Below are 18082 nucleotides of genomic sequence, written 5' to 3'. Positions count from 1 at the left end.
GATATGTAGACGTTAAGACAGCGGCGAGAGCAGTGCGTTGGCAAAGTGTGGTAGGACTTTTGGCTGCATAATGATGGTGGCCACCACGCCAAAGGCGCCGCCCCACAGGTGCGCCATATGGTTGATGTTTGATCTGCCGCGCTTATCAGCATAGATACTATACACCACATATGCTACCGCAAATAAAATGGCAGGTATTGGCACGATGGCAAACAGATAAATCATCTCCCACGGCGCGAGCAAAATAAAGGCGAACAGCACTGCCGATACTCCGCCTGACGCGCCAAGACTCAAATAGCTGGCGTTGTCTTTATTTCTGACATAACTTGGGATAATCGCGGCGATAATTGCCAGCACATAAAATACCACAAAGCCATAACCACCCAAAAATGAGCGATAGAGTCCTTCAATAGCGCTGCCAAAAAAATACAGAGTAAACATATTAAACAGCAAATGCATGCTGTCGGCATGAATAAAACCGTGTGTCACAAAGCGATCCCACTGGCCTTTATTAATCGCAGGTGGATAAAAGATCAGCCGATTGAAGAGTGCCTTGTTTTGCCATGCCATTAAGCTGACAATGACAGTGATAATAATAATAAGGGTAGTGTGGTTAAACAAAGGGTATTCCTTAGGTCGAGCCTAATCAGTAAGCATATTAGCCGCTAACTCGGTTAGCATAAAAACAGCAAGATAATAAAAGTGTTATGGCAAATGTTGGTGCATGCTTGAGGTCTCATCTTAGAGACTTTGACTATAAACCACAATCACTGCTCATTGTAATTTACATACACATACAAATTAAAGATAATTCATGATGAATAGCTTATATTAGGGCGTATTGAACATTCACAAATAGTCTCTGTTAGTGCTATGGTCGAATATCAAACACGCCCTAACTTCATGTATCATAAGTACGATTTGTGCTTGAGCCTACATCGGCTTTCATAAATAAAGATGATCGTATGGTAGTGTGATGGTTTGTCATCACCTTATCTAACATGATGGTAGCGAACACATCGTTACCTTGCTCATTTGACAACCCACGCTGGTAAAGGCCACTGCTATGACCCTCATTGATCAACTCGAACAAACCGTAACGCCTGCTGTTTTAGGCACTGATAACAGCATGGCGCAGATCAGCCTGCTGGAGCAGTTTTATGCCATTTTGGCATCGCGTTTGACCATGCCTGAAATATATACGCAGTTGGTACAAGAGCAGCAAAGCCAACCAGAACTCGCCAGTGCCAAGCAGGTGTTACTAGAGCAGCTATGGCAACAACCAAGCCAGCGTAAGCTATTGGTTCAAGAGTTGTCAGCCGCGCATCATGTGGATGAGCTGACCACTGAGTCGCTGCTGGTTAGTGCGGCACATTTAGGTTATCAAGAGCTGAAAAATGCGTCCAATGGTCAGTATTTGCCCGCATTTTTACAAGCGAAACAAGCGGATGTGCGTCCTTATCTGCCGGTATGGGCGTCAGCGGTGGTATCACCTGTCGTGGCGGTAGTCGATGAAGCACCGCCACTGACCAGTGCAGGAGCCACTGATGCGGCGCTTTATGACAACCATGAGCGCCCAAGTGTGACCGCCGCTGAGCAGGCGCATGCTACGGACGCGGTGCCCGTTATTGTCGATACTGAAGAGCCGCCTGCCACGGATGCCATTCACGCCAATCCTTCAGCACATCATACCCCTGAGGGACTGGCAGCAGTTCGCCGCCGTAACCAACGCAATGATCTACTGGTGCGGTTGTTATTATTGGTGGGTGCGCTGGTCGCTATGGTCGCCGTGTGGGCGCTGTTTTTTAGGCAGGAGCCAGCCGAGCCTGCGCCTGTGGTCGCTGAGCCTGCACCTGTGGTGGTCGCTGCCGAACCCGAACCCGTCCCTGAGCCAGTGGTATTGACCCCAGCTGAGCTCAGTATTGCTGTCGATGATCGTGGTAATTTATACAGCTGCACGGCAACGGTTGGCGACGTGGCGCTGCAAGGGGCGCTGATGCAAGCGTTAGCCAGCAGCTTTGCCGATCAAACCAGCCTCTGTAATATCCGCGTACAAGAAGGCGTGGCGACCACGCTAAGTAATATTGATCTGGCTACCTTGCCGCAAGCGCTTACCTTTATGCGTACTGCGCCGTTTTCTCGCTTTGAGCTGCAAGACGATGCGGTGACCATCGAAGCACCTGATGACATGCTGCTCCAGCATTTGGTTGGTAACATGCGTACCGTACTGCCATCGACCAATATCATCGCGGCTGAGCCGATTGCGATTGCACAGCCGCCAGCCAATACTTATGATGAAACCTATAACAACGGCTACAATAATGATGGCTATGACAATAGCGGTACTTATAATAACGGTGCTTATAACAACGATGACTCCATCCCCAATCCGCAACCAAACGTGCAAAGCGCACCAATCATCAATGATGGCGGTGTGATTACCAATCAGCCTCAGCAAGCACCCACTACAGGTGTTAACCCCAGCCCCAACTATAACAACCAAGTGCCCAGCATTGCACCGCAAAATAGCCCCACCAACAGCGGCACGAGTAACAATCTGCCAGCGGTCAACCAAAACAATATACCAGTAGGGGGGATCTCACCAGCCGAAGCAGATGCGATGGCAAACAGCGTCATCGTGGCCGAGCCTGCACAAGTCAATCGTCCTGCAAACTGATCAGGGCTATTGGGTGAGCGCGCAACAACCTATGCACCACCGAGAACAAGCACTTAAATAGGCTGTGCCGCTTACACTATTATGGCTAAGTCGTTACGCGTTACTACTCAAAGATTACTCAATGTAGCATTTAGACAACAGCTTCTTTATTGTGATGTATCCATGATTGTTCATATACTGGTGGGGTTTAGAGCTGACATAACAGCTTGAAAAAATTACGATATTTATCAGGATTAGGTAATAACATAGTTCATAATTTTGATACTTAGCTTAGCAGCCTAATCATTGATATTTTTTGGATAAGCTGCTTTTGCCTTACCGATCGTAGTAAATAATTATAAACTAAGGATAGCCCTCATGGATATTATCAACCATCTCTCCCGTACCGTTAGTCCAGCTGTACTCAGCGACGACAACCCTACTAAAAAGAATCTACTTGAGCAGTTTTATGCCATCTTTGCGGCGCGCTTAGCCGACGATCATACTTACAGCCGTTTTGCTAATGATGCCATCGCCCCAGATGACCAGCGTTTTTACGATCGTGTTTGGACAGAAGACAGCCAACGTGATCAGATTGCACGCGAGTTGGCAAGCAAGCACAATGTTGATGCGACAGAATCACGTGCGCTGTTGGCGCTGGCTGCACCACTGGCCTTTAATGAGATAAAAAATCTGGCAGGTGACACGCCTGTGCCGCAGTTTTTACGTAACAACCGTGCCAATTATGAAAGCCATATCCCTGCTTGGGCTGCGGCGGTATTGCCCGCCAGTGCACTGGCAGGTGCCGCCCCTGTGAGCACGGCGCCGCTGCAGCGTACTGAGGAAGAAAAGGGCAGCTTTATGAAAGCCCTGCTGCCTATTATTGGTTTGATTATTTTGGGGGCATTAGCGTGGGCGTTATTGCGCGGTTGCCAAGACAACCCTGAGCCTGTTGGCACACCAATGGTCACTGAGCAGCAAGAGGCGGCGGCTGGCGCCGATGCTCCAGACGCGACAACGGCAACAGCGGTGGCTGTTGAGCCTGCCTCATTGCGCTTGGCTACAGGTGAGACCAATACGCTGTATGCCTGTCATATGAATGTGGGTGATGCCAACTTGCAGGCAACCGTCATGAATGCTATGAACAATGTCTTTGGTGAGGAGACAGACAAGTGCCGCGCAGATGTTGATGATGCCTATGCAGCGGACATGCTTGCTGCGGATAAGCTGGCGACCATCTTACCGATTTTCAAAAGCGTACCGAATGCCAGTATGGTCATCAAAGGTGATGAAATCGTGGTTAACGCGCCCGACCAAGATGTACTTACCAATCTGGTCACTGACCTAAAAGCGGTCGTTCCTTCAATGACAGTGATGGCTGAAGGCCCGCTTGATCTACAAGATGAAATTGACGACAGTGTCACTGCTGCCCAGACGGCAATGGATAATCTGGATGAGCAGCCAGATCCTCGTGATGTGGCACGTGCCTTAAGTTTGCAGGTGATTAATTTTGAGCTGGATAAGGCCGTTATCCCTGACGTCAACAAACCGCTGCTTGATCGCGCGGTGGAGATGATGGAGCAAGTGCCGGATATGACGCTGATGATTATCGGTCATACTGACAGCTTGGCATCAGATGAATACAATATGCAGCTGTCACAAGAGCGCGCGCAAGCTGTCAAAGATTACATGGTATCGCAAGGCGCTGACCCCAGTAAACTGATGACCAAAGGCATGGGTGAGAGCGATCCAATCGCTGACAACTCAACCGAACAAGGTCGTTTCCGTAACCGCCGCATCGAGTTTACCGTTTATGACGAACAAACAGCGACAGGTGATGGCATCACGGTGACCGCAGGCGATAATGGTGATATGGGCATGACCAATCGTAGCCTTGACGCAGATGGTAATGCTGACAGCACGACAGGCACTACCAACATGCCTGACCCTGATTTGAATCCACTGGACAATAATAACGATGACGTGTTACCAGATGGCGATGATCCGACACGCGGCACGGTGCTAGACCCTGATGCGCAATAAGGTCGTAACAAAATAATGTAACCAACAATATAACATTGCCAAATAATATATTTGAACAGTCAAAAGGCCGCACGTGATTACCGTGCGGCCTTTTTATGGGTATGGCAAACGCTTATGCATTGGGTTGATAAGCAGTTGGGTCGGCCAAATCCAGTACAGTCTTGTCCACTTGAGCGGTCGTAGCCGGCGCATCAAAAAATGTCTTTTGGATACGGTCACGCGCCGTTTGCCAGTGGTCAAACTGCTGGCACGTTGATTCAAGGTCGCCTTGCCACACAGGAATACGGCCACACATGGTTTTGATACGGGTTTGGTTGGGATAGGGCAGATCACAGGCAGCAAGCGCCGCTTCATGGGCGGCAACGCGGTCGTTACAGACCAGCGCAATGTCACAACCTGCAGTGATGGCTGCTTGCACGCGCGCCCCAATATCCCCTGCCGCTTTGGCTCCTGCCATGGACAAATCGTCAGAAAACAACACGCCATCGAAGTTCAGCTCACGGCGCAGGATATCTTGAAGCCATATTTTGGAGAAGCCAGCAGGCTTGTTATCGACTTGTGAAAAAATCACATGAGCAGGCATCAGCGCATCGAGCCACGGCAGCGTTTGTACAAATGGCTCCATATCGCTTTGCTTGATCTCCTCTAAGCTGCGGTCATCCACGGCCTCTGCCACATGCGAATCAGGCGCAATCGCACCGTGACCGGGGAAATGCTTACCGGTGGTGGCCATACCCGCCGCCTTCATACCGCGCATCAGCTGGGTGGCCAGCGCTGCGATAATTTGTGGGTCTTGATGAAAGCTGCGATCGCCAATCACTTGGCTGATACCGTCTCGATCAAGCACGGGAGCAAAGCTCACATCAATACCGACGGCCAGTACCTCAGCTGCCATTAGATAACCGCAGTCATAAGCAGCGCTGAGCGCGTCGCTGGGGTCTTTGGCAAACAGCTCACCAAGTTTACCCATCGCAGGCAGCGGACTAAAGCCTTGACGCAGCCGTGCCACGCGGCCGCCTTCTTGATCGACGCCAATCAGAATATCTGGGTTGTGATAGCGGATGTCATCACACAGATGGCGCACTTGCTGCGCGCTTTCTACGTTGCGACCAAAGAGAATCACGCCGCCTACTTGCGCCTGTTTGATCAAGCTGACATCTTCAGCGGTGAGCGCGGTGTTATCGATATCAATCATTAAGACGCCGTACATGGGCTGCTCCAAAATAGCTTAAGGGTGACAAATGGTTATCGAGTATTTTATAGACCATAAAACAGTCGTCTGCTGCGACCGATAACCTATTATGCCAGTTATTGGTCGTACTGACTAACGCGTCGATAGTGTTCGCAAATATGATCAAACGTCATAATAGGGACAAAGCACACCACTTGTTATGATAGTTTTGTACTATTGTTGATTTAATTGCTCAAATGGTCGTTAATGATTTGGCGCAGCGCTGGGTAGCGTGTAAGATTGCTTATACAGTTTGAGACAGCTTTTATCCCAGACGCATGCTAGTATAGAGTGTTTTTTAGTTCCAGATACTTGCTCTAGAGCGGCTTGAGAGTGCTGTCTTATTTGCCAACCTGATTCATGAGAACCATAATAGGTTAAGGCGACAGCATCACCCAACCGTATCAGCACCCAGTGGCGCGTCAATAATAATAAAAACACCCCTTTTGCAGCGACTGCCCATCACATTGTATTTCTCAATTTTTTTACTTTAGGACTAGGTGTATAACATGAAAAAACAACCCGCACAGTGGTTACTTAGCGCAGCTTCCGTTGGTGTTGCAGGCCTTATTTTGGCACAAAGTTATGGCACCGCCGTGGCCAACAGCGATACTGGTAGCTTTGTGCAAACACCTGAACAAAAAACCACCACCAGACAAGTGGCCGCGCTATTAGATCGTAGCCATTATCTCAATCAACCGCTTGATAGTAAGATGGGTCGCGAGATCCTTGAGATGTATATCGATACCCTTGACCCCAATCACACGCTGTTTTTGCAGTCGGACGTCGATGAATTTAACCGCAAATATGGCAGTGATTTTGCCAATCTATTAAAGCGCGGTGATCTCACAGCAGGCGTGGCGATTTTTGAGCGCTATCGTGAGCGTTCTAATGAATACTTTAACATGGCCAAAAAACTGCTTAATACCGATATAGATTTGACCAGTGATGACACCATCATTCTTGACCGTGAAAAACTGCCGCACTTTAAAACCAAAAAAGCCCAGCGCGATTATTGGGCGCGTCAGCTTCAGTTTCAGCTGATCAGTATTACCTTGGGACAAGAAGACGAGAAAGCCAAAGAAAAAATATTTTTGAGCGATCCAGACATCACCCGTGGCCAAGATTTGGTGCGTAACGATCAGCGTACGCCTAGTGAGATCTTGCTCAACCGCTTAGAGCGTCAGCAAGGACAGCTGCGGCGTCTAAAAGACGATGAAATCATGGAAACGGTACTCAACACCGCCATGCTCACGTATGACCCACACAGCAACTATTATGCACCCATTCAAGCAACCGAATTGCAAATTCAGTCCAGCCTACAGCTTGAGGGTATCGGCGTATCCATTCGCCCTGATCGTAAAAACCCAGACTATACTCGTATCGTGACCTTAGTTGAGGGTGGCCCCGCAGCCAAAAGTGGCCAAATCAAGCCCAATGACTTGATCGTTGGTATTGCCAAAGATGGCAAAAACATGACGGACGTGGTCGGCTGGTCAACCCGTGAAATCGTTGGCCTCATTCGTGGTAAGCGCGGCACATCTGTGACCCTCAAACTGCGTCAACCCAACGCGCCTGAAGCCAGCGCTCGCACTGTGACCGTGGTACGCGATATCATTGAGCAAGAAGAGTCAGGCGTGACCCATCGTGTGGTGGAGCTGCCGCAGCCAAACGGCGCCGCCCCCAAACGCGTCGGTGTCCTTGAGATTCCAAGCTTTTATCTTAATTACCGTGCTCGCCGTAATGGTGAAGACTACCGCAGCGTCAGCATTGATACCGAGCGGGCGCTACAAGCGCTCAATCAAGAAAATATCGATGGTTTGGTGGTTGATTTGCGCAACAACCCTGGTGGCTCATTAAGCGAAGTGGCCAGTATGCTGGGTCTATTTATCAAAGATGGCCCCTTAGTACAGATCCGTGACAATCGCGGTAACGTGCAGGTGTTTGATGATGAAGATAATGGTGCACAATTATATGATGGCAAAATGGCCGTATTGACCAACTTGGCCTCTGCCTCTGCCAGCGAAATCTTTGCCGCCGCGATTCAAGATTATGGCCGCGGCCTCATCGTTGGTAACACCACCACAGGTAAGGGTTCAGCGCAGGTACAGCTTGATAACCTCGCGCTTGGTTCAGCCACTTTAACGCAGCGTAAGTTTTACCGTATCACTGGTGGCAGTACACAAAACAAAGGGGTCGTACCTGATGTCGAGCTGGTTAATATTTATGATGATGCCACTTTTGGTGAGCGCGCGCAAAAAAATGCGTTGCCATGGGATACCATCAAAACGGCTGCCTACAAGCCTGAAGGCAAGTTCACCTCAAGCACGCTGGCTACTTTGAATGAGCAGTCCAAAATCCGTCAGGAGAAAAATCCGCAGTTTGTTTATTTGTCGGATTTGAATGACATCCGCGATATGGAAGATGAGCAAAAACCGATCGTACTGGACATCAACAGTCGCCGCGAAAAAATGAAACTGGTCGAAAAACGTACCCTACAGGCTGAGAACCAGCGCCGTAAAGCGGTCGGTGAGCGTCCTTATGCCAACTGGAACACCTATCAAGCCGCGATTGATGCCAAGTTTGAAGAGCGCAGCCAGATGAAAGCAGCAGAGCGTCCGCAGCTGCCAGAGGATGAAGCCTACATCAATGAAGCGGCTTATTTGATGTTTAGCGCTGAACCAAAAGCGAGCGTTAGCCCACAGAGCAAGCACTGATTGATGGTCAATCATGGGTGTAAGCATATGCTTACACGCAATGACGCCACAACCTCTTATCAAAAATGGGTAAATCTGCGATTATGAACTCACTGCACAGCGAAACGATACTAGGGATTGGTATAGACGCTCACGCAGAATATGCAAGGCTCATTGCATAGGCTTTATGATTAAAGCCCTAAATGATTGGGTAGGATGCCCTTCAGTTAAGATCAGTCTTGGGATTGGATTGGTCTGACAATAACCAAGGATGGTTAGTGATAAAAACCGCATAGCGCTTGTCGTTGTGCGGTTTTGTTACGTTTGTGGCATCAGTTTTTGAGCAGACGTTTTTTAGGCAGTGACATACGCCGCAGAGTTGAGTATCAAACATAAAAAAGCCAGTAATACCATGGATATGGTCTACTGACTTTTTTTGATTCAGACAACTTTGATCTAGACAGCAAAGTAAAAATGGCTAAGCCAACTTGTTGTCTAAAGCACTGATCCAAACGTAAAACGTCAAGATATCAGTGATTAGTGCTCAACGCCGCCTGCGCCATGAACGTGGCCATGGTTTAGCTCTTCTTCAGTAGCTGCACGTACTTCTTCGATTTCAACATCAAAAGTCAAACGCTTACCAGCAAGTGGGTGGTTAGCATCAACCGTCACTTCTTGATCGTTTACGTCAGTAACAGTTACCAGCATGACTTGGCCACCAGCTTCTGACTGAAACTGCATGCCAGGCTGGATATCTTCAACGCCTTGGAAGTTTTCGCGTGGTACTCTTTGTACCGCTTGCTCTTGGTACTCGCCGTAGCCGTCAACAGGCTCAACAACAGCATTGACCTGTTCGCCAGCTGATTTGCCTTCTAGTTGCTGCTCAAGACCTGGGATGATGTTTTGATGGCCATGCAAATAAGCAAGTGGCTGACCTTCTGGAGACTGATCAAGTACGTTGCCTTCGTCGTCTTTTAGTGTGTAGTTGAATTTGACGGCAGTATCTTTTGCGATAGTAGTCATAAATAATCCTAAATATATTTCATTAAAAAATAAGTTAAGTACGGTTGCAATAAACCTAAAAAAGCCAATCAGCAAGCCAAAAGCCACGTCATTAGTTAGTTATCATCAGTTTATTAAGGTAACTTTAGCAGTTAGCATCTTTAATTGAGATGACAATAATAACTTTCAAGGTAAAAAACATAAAAAAAAGCAATTAGTGGTCATTTTAGTATAAATGACGCAAAACTTTCATAAATGCCAGAAAAAAGCGGTGGGTAATAGGACGGTGTTGCACATTAGCTTTGCGTAGGTTATGCCTCCTACCAAGCCAGTTACGTTGACGGTTGCGTTTTTGACGGCAGACTTCTACTATGAAGAAGAATGCGATAACCATAAGCCAATCATATGAATAACACGATCTCAACAACAGCCGAGCCGCCTATGTCAGCGGCCAATACCATCTGCTATCAACTGGACTTTGCACGCTTTTATGAGCATCTGGTTGATGTCACGCTGACCTTTACGGCTCATATTGATGCGCCCAAGTTATGGTTGCCAGCATGGATACCGGGCAGCTATTTGATGCGCGAATTTGCCCGTAACCTCACGGCGGTACACTATCTGCCGCTGGCAGAAGAGGATGCTACAGCTTCTGCGCCGCAGCGGGCACAAAAAATCGATAAGCATACGTGGCAGCTGCCCCATGTCCAAGCAGGACAAAAGGTGCGGGTACAATATGAAGTATACTGCTATGATTTATCAGTACGCACCGCTTACGTCGATCAGCAGCGGCTATATGGCAATTTTACCTCGCTAGCGCTCGCCGTTGACGGTCAAGAGACACAGCCTGTCATGGTCAATCTGATGGTTCCGGCAGCGTTTATTGATGCTCAGCATGAAGATGTGGCAGGCATAGAACCGGTACGCCCTGTGACGATTGCTTGTGGTCTTGCAGAGACACTGTTATCTACGGATGAGCAGCGTGTATATCGTTTGGCAACAAGCAGCTATCATGACCTGATCGATTATCCCTTTGAGATCGCCGCGCAAGACCGTTTTGATTTTATCGTACAAGATGAGGCGCATCAGACGCTCGGTCATCGCTTCTTTTTGGCAGGTAGGCACAGTGCCAATTTAGGAAGATTGCAGCAAGATGTCACCCAGATTTGCCAAAGTTATGTGAATTGGCTGGGTGATGCGCCATTTACAGACTATACCTTTATGACCTACGCCAGTGGTCAAGATTATGGCGGTCTTGAGCACATCAATTCGACCAGTTTGGTGACGCCGCGCCGTGATTTGCCGCGTCGTGATGAGCCAGAAAACCCAAGTAGTGCTTACCAGCGGTTTTTGGGGCTGTGTAGTCATGAGTATTTTCATGCGTGGTGGGTCAAAACGGTACGCCCTGATGTAATGCTGGCGGTGGATCTGCGCCGTGAAGCCTTCACGCCGCTACTGTGGGTATTTGAAGGTTTTACCTCTTATATTGACGACTTTATGCTACAAGCATCAGGTGTGATTGATAAAGGCAGTTATTTGACCTTGCTGAGTGAGCAGATCAGCCGCTATTACCAGACCCATGGCCGCGCCCATCAAAGTGTGGCTGAGTCGAGCTTTGATGCATGGATCAAGCTGTATCGCAGTGACGAAAACACGGGTAATGCGGGTATTAGTTACTACAACAAAGGCGCATTGGTGGCGCTGTGTCTTGATTTGACCTTGCTACAACACAGCGGTGGCCGCTATCGTCTGTTTGACGTGGTGAAAGCGTTTTATACCGCGGCCAAAGCAGAGGACAGACAGCGCATCGGTATCAGTAGTGCGGATATAGGGGCGATGATCGCGCAGTTTATGTCCGCTGAGGAGTGGCAGACATTTGAGCAGCGCTATGTTAACGGTGTCGAGGAGCTGCCCCTTGAGTCGCTCTTGCTCGCAAACGGTGTCAGCATGCATGATGACCGCAAAGACACCGCTGCCAAGCACATACCGCTTGGCATGCGCTGCACAGAAACACCCGCAGGCTTAAAGGTCAATCGGGTACAACGCGGCAGCATAGCCGCACAAGCAGGCATTTCGGCGCATGATGTTATTATTGCCATTGATGGGATCAGGGCAGATATCAAGCAGCTGGCAATACTGCAGACGACCATGCAGCAAGCCGCTACTGACGATCAAGTTGCTGTGGTTTGTCATCTATTCCGCCGTGATGAGCTATTATCAGTGACTGTGGCGGCCGATATGGCCAACCAACAAGCAGTCGATCGGCATAAGGTCAATCTGCGCTTTGTCAAAGACAAGCCCCATGCAGACGATAGTGGTGAGGTGGTACCGCTGTGGCAAACATGGCTTGGGATAATGGATCGTTAACAAAAAGGCCGCTTAAGAGACAGCGGCCTTTTTATGCATGCTTAGAAAGTGCGAGGACTGAGCTGGTTTAGGCCGCAGGTTTTGCGCTTGTTTCTGTGTCTTTTTGCTCAGTATCTTTTGCTTCCGTATTCGTATTTTCAGCATCTTCGGCATCAGTCTCTGCATTAGCATCAGTTTGTGCGTCGTCATCGGTTTGTAGTGATTCATCCTCTGGCGCGTAGGTGGCCAGCCAGTTTTGTAGCTGCTGAATCTCAGTAAGCTGAGAGTCAATAATTTGCTGTGCCAACTGACGCATTTCTTCATCGTCGCCATACTGCAGTTGTGCTCTGGCCATATCGACTGCACCAATATGATGTGGCAACATTCCGCGAGCAAAGGCCATATCGGGCACAGGGTCGGTGACACCCACCATCATCTCGCCATGCATCGCTTGCATGTTATCGGCAAAGGCTTGCTGCATGGCCGCTGCATTGGGGTTGGGTTTGACCGTATCAGGGTGGCTGGCAAGCCATTTTTTGAGGATATCAATCTCTGCCTGTTGTTCCTCAATCACCGTCTGTGCAAACTGCTGCATGGCAATATCTGTACCATACTTTAGCTCAAGTTTGGCCATATCGATCGCGCCGCGATGATGCCCAAGCATGCTCTTAGCAAATGCGGTATCGGGGTTGTTGTAACCCATACCAATCATCATTTCGTCATGCATCTTGGACATGGCGCGGTTATAGTCCTTGAGCATATCGGTCATCTGCTCATCATCTGTTACCGTGTCATCTACCACCAGCGCCATATCAGGATCGACTTGCTCGGTCACCTCTTCGCTACTCTCTAGCGGTGGAAGGTCGACCGGCTGCGGACTGACTGCCGTCGTCGTTTCGGTATCATCAGGTGATGGCTGGCAGGCACTCAAAACCCCTGCGACCATCATAGAAGCAAAAAGTAGGGAAAAGCGATAGGCGGGGGTCATGAGGTATCCTTAAATAAACGTCAATGCGCCAAATAAGCGGCTGACAAAACCTGCAAGTGCGCAATAAGGTATTGAATCTTATCAGATAAATGATACCCGTTCGAGACGCGGTGTTTTAAACTTCGTAACGCCAGTAACAGCGCCGTGATAAATTCATCGTAATCAACAAACAACCATAAAAACCATTATTACGCTTTAAAAAGAGTAAAGCCTCAAAAAGCCAGTCCCAAATCGCGACGCCGCTCTTGATTCAGATGCAGGCGCACAAACTCGCCCACCGCCAAATCACCCAGCTCAAACCCAGCTACCGACCAGCGGATCAGCCGTAAGCAGGGCAGGCCAACGTGGGCGGTCATGCGTCTGACTTGACGATTTTTACCTTCGTAAATGGTTAGCATCAGCCATGAGTCTGGGACATTTTTGCGCTCGCGAATGGGCGGCTGACGTTGCCAGAGCGTCATGGGTAGCGCATCTTCACTAACGTGCTCGACTTCGGCAGGCAGGGTTTTACCATCTTTGAGAACTACGCCACTTCTTAGCTGCTCTAGCTGCTCAGCACTAGGAATGCCTTCCACTTGTACCAAGTAGGTCTTGCCTTGTTTACGACCTGCATTGGCTTTTGGCGGGTGAGTGATGGCTTTGTTGACTCGGCCATCACTGGTCAAAATCAACAGCCCCTCTGAGGTGGCATCAAGCCTACCTGCCACGCGTAGCGACTTGTCAGTAAAATAAGGCGCTAAGGTTGAGTGCGGGTTATTGCCATCATCACGAAACTGGCTCTGTACCCCATAAGGCTTGTTAAATAAGATAAGACTGGTGCTGGACATAAATGAGCCATTCCTAAAGATAAGACCACAGGCAGCCAGTTGGTCAACGCCTACCGTCTGTTGTAATAGCACAAGCTATCATGACGATATATCAATATACTCACCAATATATTGTATTGATGCTCGTCATTACGCTGCTGAATGCAACAAACCATAAAATCTGCAACTCGCTACATACAACACGTAACACTACCGCGATTGGGAGCGGATAAAATGCATATTATCACATTGATATTTGCTGAAATCGTACGCTGAACGATAATACATCGGTTTGGGCATCCATGTGATATCAACATATGTATACCATTTACAATAATAAATAATAATGACATCAGGCATGCCGTTGGTCGGTATTTTACGCCGTTTAGCACGCACTTTTAAAGGGGTTATTAGAATAAAATACCCCGCGCGCTGATGATGTCCAATAATATACCATCAAGGAGTGTAATGCATGCCATACGATAAGGTCACTGTGCCAAAAAGCGGCGAAAAAATTACCGTAAACGCTGATTTGTCCCTTAATGTACCCAACTATCCGATTGTCCCGTTCATCGAAGGCGATGGTATTGGCGTGGATATTACCCCAGTAATGAAAAAGGTGGTCGATGCAGCGGTCGACAAAGCCTATAACAGCACAAAATCCATTGTCTGGATGGAAGCCTATCTAGGCGAAAAAGCGGCCAAGATATATGAAGGCAATTACCTACCAGACGAGACCCTAGAAGTTTTAAAAGAGTATGCCATTAGTATCAAAGGCCCGTTAACCACACCAGTGGGCGGCGGCATGCGCTCGCTCAATGTGGCCTTGCGTCAGACGCTTGACTTGTATGTTTGCCAGCGTCCGGTGCGTTGGTTTGAAGGCGTACCCAGTCCTGTGCGCCATCCTGAGCTGACGGATATGGTTATCTTTCGCGAAAATTTAGAAGATATTTACGCTGGCATCGAGTGGAAAGCGGGCAGCGACGATGCCAACAAAGTCATTAAGTTTTTAGAAGAAGAGATGGGCGTGACTCAGATTCGCTTTGATGAAAACTGCGGTATCGGTATCAAGCCTGTCTCAAAAGAAGGCTCCGAGCGGCTTGTGCGTAGAGCCATACAGCATGCAATCGACAATGATTTGCCCAGTGTCACCTTGGTACACAAAGGCAATATCATGAAATTCACTGAAGGCGCGTTTAAAGCGTGGAGCTATAACATCGCGGCCAATGAGTTTGGTGCTGAGCTGTTGGACGGTGGGCCATGGATGACGATAAAAAACCCAACGACAGGCAACGATATCGTGATCAAAGACGTGATTGCCGATGCGTTCTTGCAGCAGATATTGATGCGTCCTGCAGAGTATGCTGTCATTGCAACATTGAATCTCAATGGCGACTATATTTCAGATGCACTCGCAGCTCAAGTCGGCGGTATCGGTATCGCACCTGGGGCAAATAAAGGTGACGCGATAGCGGTGTATGAAGCAACGCATGGCACCGCACCCAAGTATGCAGGACAAGACAAAGTCAATCCAGGCTCATTGATACTGTCCGCTGAGATGATGTTACGTGATATGGGCTGGGAGGCAGCGGCGGATCTGATCATCGACGGGATCAAAGGCGCGATTGCAAACAAAACGGTTACTTATGATTTTGAGCGTATGATGCCGGATGCGACGTTACTGAGTACCTCTGAGTTTGGTGACGCGATTATTAAACATATGGAAGCCTAAACCACTTCTCGCTCTCTAGGACGTGTCTTCAATTCAAACGCTCAAAACTAAATGGGCTAAAAATGGCTAAATTTTCGCAAAACGGTGTCAAATAGCGGGTCAATATCTTGATATTATCTGCGCTATTTTCCTTACTTGCCTGCAATTTATCTCATTTTTATCACCATTTTTTAAATGAAGACACGCCCTAATACTAATGGCTACATTTGCCAAAATAAAAAAGCCACCTGTTTATATAGGTGGCTTTTTTGTACAAACGTATTGTAACCATTAAAGGGCAGTGCATAAAAAACTACCGCCGCTATGGGTAGCGACGGTGGTTTGGGTGTCAATAAACGATATGATGGCGCGTTAGCTTATAGCGAGGCTAAGGCATCGTTGAACAACGCGCTTGGACGCATGGCTTTTTTCGCAAGCGCTTCATCAGCATAGTAGTAGCCTTTGATATCGACTGGCTTACCTTGTGCATCATTGAACTCTTTGACGATAGCGTCTTCGTTTTCTGCAAGCTTCTGTGCAAATGGGGTGAATTGCGCTTTTAGTTCGCTGTCTTGATCCTGCGCCGCCAGCTCTTCAGCCCAGTATTTGGCTAAATAGAAATGGCTACCACGGTTATCCAGCTCACCAGTTTTGCGTGATGGTGACTTGTCATTAAGCAGCAGTTTTTCGGTCGCTGTATCCAGCGCATCTGCCAAGATTCGAGCTTTGGCATTATTGTCATTGCTTGCCAAATGCTCTAGCGAGACATTTAAGGCTAAGAATTCACCGAGTGAATCCCAACGCAGATGGTTTTCTTCGGTAAGCTGTTCAACGTGTTTCGGTGCAGAACCGCCTGCGCCCGTTTCAAACAGACCGCCGCCTTTCATTAGTGGCACAACCGATAGCATCTTCGCACTGGTGCCTAGCTCTAGGATGGGGAACAAGTCAGTGAGGTAGTCACGTAAAATGTTACCTGTCGCAGAGATGGTATCGAGGCCGCGAGCGACGCGCTCTAGGGTGTAACGCATGGCGCGAACCTGAGACATGATTTCGATATGTAAGCCATCAGTATCATGGTCTTTTAGATACGTTTGAACCTTTTTGATCAGCTCGTTCTCATGCGGACGGTATGGGTCGAGCCAGAAGATAACCGGCGTATCTGATTCGCGTGCACGGCGCACTGCAAGTTTTACCCAATCTTGGATAGGGGCATCTTTGACCTGACACATGCGCCAGATATCGCCTTTTTCAACGCGTTTTTCGAGCAACACTTCATCAGTGTCAACGTCCACAATACGGGCAATACCAGCATCGCTAGACTCAAAGGTCTTATCGTGTGAGCCGTACTCTTCTGCTTTTTGAGCCATTAGGCCGACGTTTGGTACCGTACCCATCGTCGTTGGATCAAAGTTGCCATGCCATTTGCAAAAATTAATCATTTCTTGGTAAATACGAGCAAAGGTAGACTCGGGCATGACCGCTTTACAGTCATACATTTTGCCATCAGCGCCCCACATTTTACCGCCGCTACGGATCATCGCTGGCATAGACGCATCAACGATCACATCGCTTGGTGAATGGAAGTTGGTGATACCTTTGGCAGAATCAACCATCGCTAGACGCGGGCGATGCTCTTGGCAAGCATGCAAATCTTGTTCGATCTCTTCACGTGTTGAGGTTGGCAAGGTGGCAATCTTATCGTATAGATCTGCCATACCATTGTTGACGTTGATGCCCAGCTCATCAAAAAGCTCACCATGTTTCTCAAACGCGTCTTTATAGTAAATGCGAACCGCATGGCCGAATACGATAGGGTGTGAGACTTTCATCATCGTGGCTTTTACGTGTAATGAGAACAGGATACCCGCTTCGCGGCAATCTTCCATTTCACGCTCATAAAACTCAAGCAAGGCTTTTTTGCTCATGACCATCAGGTCGATAACTTCTTTATCGAGTAAGTCGATTTTAGGCTTTAATACCTTTTGGGTGCCATCATCAAGTAGCAAGTCCATACGAACCGTGCGCGCTTTATCCAACGTCATCGATTGCTCGCCGTCGTAAAAGTCGCCGCCGTGCATGTGTGACACGTGCGTGCTTGACCACTGTTTCCATTCACCCATTGAGTGTGGATGCTTGCGCGCATAGTTTTTGACCGCTTTTGGCGCACGGCGATCTGAGTTGCCTTCACGTAGTACTGGGTTCACTGCACTACCTAAGCTCTTGCCATAGCGTTTGCGTAGCGCTTTTTCTTCATCCGTTTGTGGATCTTCTGGAAAGTCAGGTAAGGCATAGCCTTTACTTTGTAGCTCTTTAATCGCCGCTTTTAGCTGCTGCACAGAGGCACTGATGTTCGGCAGTTTGATGATATTGGTGTTGGGGTCTTGAGTTAAGCGACCAAGCTCTGCTAAGTTGTCAGGGACGCGTTGCTCTTCGGTTAAGTATTCAGGGAATTCGGCCAATATACGCGCTGCAACAGAAATGTCGCTGGTGGTCACTTCAATGCCTGCGGTATTGGTGAACGCTTCGACGATTGGCAGAAATGATAAAGTGGCAAGCGCAGGGGCTTCGTCAGTTTTTGTATAAATAATTTTTGACATTATAGT

Annotated in this window: 11 protein-coding genes; 5 read left to right on the top strand and 6 right to left on the bottom strand. The window is 48.4% G+C overall.

What is annotated here, in order from left to right:
- Nucleotides 1-12: 12 nt before the first annotated feature.
- Nucleotides 13-570 carry a rhomboid family intramembrane serine protease gene (locus tag ACFI32_RS00825; protein WP_462624824.1) on the bottom strand — a complete coding sequence of 186 codons (558 nt, stop codon included), beginning with the start codon at nt 568-570 and terminating at the stop codon, nt 13-15.
- A gap of 496 nt (nt 571-1066) precedes the next feature.
- On the opposite strand from ACFI32_RS00825, the gene ACFI32_RS00820 reads away from it, so the two are divergent.
- The gene (locus ACFI32_RS00820) at nt 1067-2677 is read left to right on the top strand and encodes a hypothetical protein (protein ID WP_462624589.1); all 1611 of its coding nucleotides are present in this window, start codon (nt 1067-1069) and stop codon (nt 2675-2677) included.
- Nucleotides 2678-3034: 357 nt separating this feature from the next.
- Nucleotides 3035-4699 carry an OmpA family protein gene (locus tag ACFI32_RS00815; RefSeq protein WP_462624588.1) on the top strand — a complete coding sequence of 555 codons (1665 nt, stop codon included), beginning with the start codon at nt 3035-3037 and terminating at the stop codon, nt 4697-4699.
- 112 nt (nt 4700-4811) lie between these two features.
- Here ACFI32_RS00815 and nagZ read toward each other — a convergent pair whose 3' ends face one another.
- On the bottom strand, nt 4812-5909 hold the full coding sequence (gene nagZ / locus ACFI32_RS00810) for a beta-N-acetylhexosaminidase (protein ID WP_462624587.1): 1098 nt from the start codon (nt 5907-5909) through the stop codon (nt 4812-4814).
- A gap of 530 nt (nt 5910-6439) precedes the next feature.
- On the opposite strand from nagZ, the gene ACFI32_RS00805 reads away from it, so the two are divergent.
- On the top strand, nt 6440-8647 hold the full coding sequence (locus ACFI32_RS00805; RefSeq protein ID WP_462624586.1) for a carboxy terminal-processing peptidase: 2208 nt from the start codon (nt 6440-6442) through the stop codon (nt 8645-8647).
- Nucleotides 8648-9163: 516 nt separating this feature from the next.
- On the opposite strand, the gene ACFI32_RS00800 is transcribed toward ACFI32_RS00805, so the two are convergent.
- Nucleotides 9164-9649, bottom strand: a complete 486-nt coding sequence (locus ACFI32_RS00800; RefSeq protein WP_462624585.1) for an FKBP-type peptidyl-prolyl cis-trans isomerase — start codon at nt 9647-9649, stop codon at nt 9164-9166.
- 384 nt (nt 9650-10033) lie between these two features.
- Here ACFI32_RS00800 and ACFI32_RS00795 point away from each other — a divergent pair, with 384 nt between their 5' ends.
- Nucleotides 10034-11995: a M61 family metallopeptidase gene (locus tag ACFI32_RS00795; RefSeq protein WP_462624584.1), complete on the top strand. Its 1962-nt coding sequence runs from the start codon at nt 10034-10036 to the stop codon at nt 11993-11995.
- Between the two features lie 67 nt (nt 11996-12062).
- Here ACFI32_RS00795 and copM read toward each other — a convergent pair whose 3' ends face one another.
- Nucleotides 12063-12962, bottom strand: coding sequence for a CopM family metallochaperone (gene copM, locus ACFI32_RS00790; protein WP_462624583.1), 900 nt, complete (start codon nt 12960-12962; stop codon nt 12063-12065).
- Between the two features lie 212 nt (nt 12963-13174).
- Entirely contained in the window at nt 13175-13789 is a 615-nt protein-coding gene (locus ACFI32_RS00785; RefSeq protein ID WP_462624582.1) for a pseudouridine synthase, read from the bottom strand.
- A 451-nt stretch (nt 13790-14240) separates the two neighbouring features.
- Between ACFI32_RS00785 and icd the strand changes: the two genes are divergently transcribed.
- Entirely contained in the window at nt 14241-15500 is a 1260-nt protein-coding gene (gene icd / locus ACFI32_RS00780) for an NADP-dependent isocitrate dehydrogenase (RefSeq protein ID WP_462624581.1), read from the top strand.
- 356 nt (nt 15501-15856) lie between these two features.
- On the opposite strand, the gene ACFI32_RS00775 is transcribed toward icd, so the two are convergent.
- The gene (locus ACFI32_RS00775) at nt 15857-18076 is read right to left on the bottom strand and encodes an NADP-dependent isocitrate dehydrogenase (protein WP_462624580.1); all 2220 of its coding nucleotides are present in this window, start codon (nt 18074-18076) and stop codon (nt 15857-15859) included.
- Nucleotides 18077-18082: the final 6 nt, after the last annotated feature.

The sequence above is a fragment of the Psychrobacter sp. PSi21 genome (genome assembly GCF_054960615.1).
This window is presented reverse-complemented; position numbering and strand designations above follow the sequence as displayed.

What these genes read in the sequence shown, in the direction of transcription:
- ACFI32_RS00825 (WP_462624824.1), bottom strand. Translation starts at nt 570, where the DNA reads ATGGCATGGCAAAACAAGGCACTCTTCAATCGGCTGATCTTTTATCCA.
- ACFI32_RS00820 (WP_462624589.1), top strand. Translation starts at nt 1,067, where the DNA reads ATGACCCTCATTGATCAACTCGAACAAACCGTAACGCCTGCTGTTTTA.
- ACFI32_RS00815 (WP_462624588.1), top strand. Translation starts at nt 3,035, where the DNA reads ATGGATATTATCAACCATCTCTCCCGTACCGTTAGTCCAGCTGTACTC.
- nagZ (WP_462624587.1), bottom strand. Translation starts at nt 5,909, where the DNA reads ATGTACGGCGTCTTAATGATTGATATCGATAACACCGCGCTCACCGCT.
- ACFI32_RS00805 (WP_462624586.1), top strand. Translation starts at nt 6,440, where the DNA reads ATGAAAAAACAACCCGCACAGTGGTTACTTAGCGCAGCTTCCGTTGGT.
- ACFI32_RS00800 (WP_462624585.1), bottom strand. Translation starts at nt 9,649, where the DNA reads ATGACTACTATCGCAAAAGATACTGCCGTCAAATTCAACTACACACTA.
- ACFI32_RS00795 (WP_462624584.1), top strand. Translation starts at nt 10,034, where the DNA reads ATGAATAACACGATCTCAACAACAGCCGAGCCGCCTATGTCAGCGGCC.
- copM (WP_462624583.1), bottom strand. Translation starts at nt 12,962, where the DNA reads ATGACCCCCGCCTATCGCTTTTCCCTACTTTTTGCTTCTATGATGGTC.
- ACFI32_RS00785 (WP_462624582.1), bottom strand. Translation starts at nt 13,789, where the DNA reads ATGTCCAGCACCAGTCTTATCTTATTTAACAAGCCTTATGGGGTACAG.
- icd (WP_462624581.1), top strand. Translation starts at nt 14,241, where the DNA reads ATGCCATACGATAAGGTCACTGTGCCAAAAAGCGGCGAAAAAATTACC.
- ACFI32_RS00775 (WP_462624580.1), bottom strand. Translation starts at nt 18,076, where the DNA reads ATGTCAAAAATTATTTATACAAAAACTGACGAAGCCCCTGCGCTTGCC.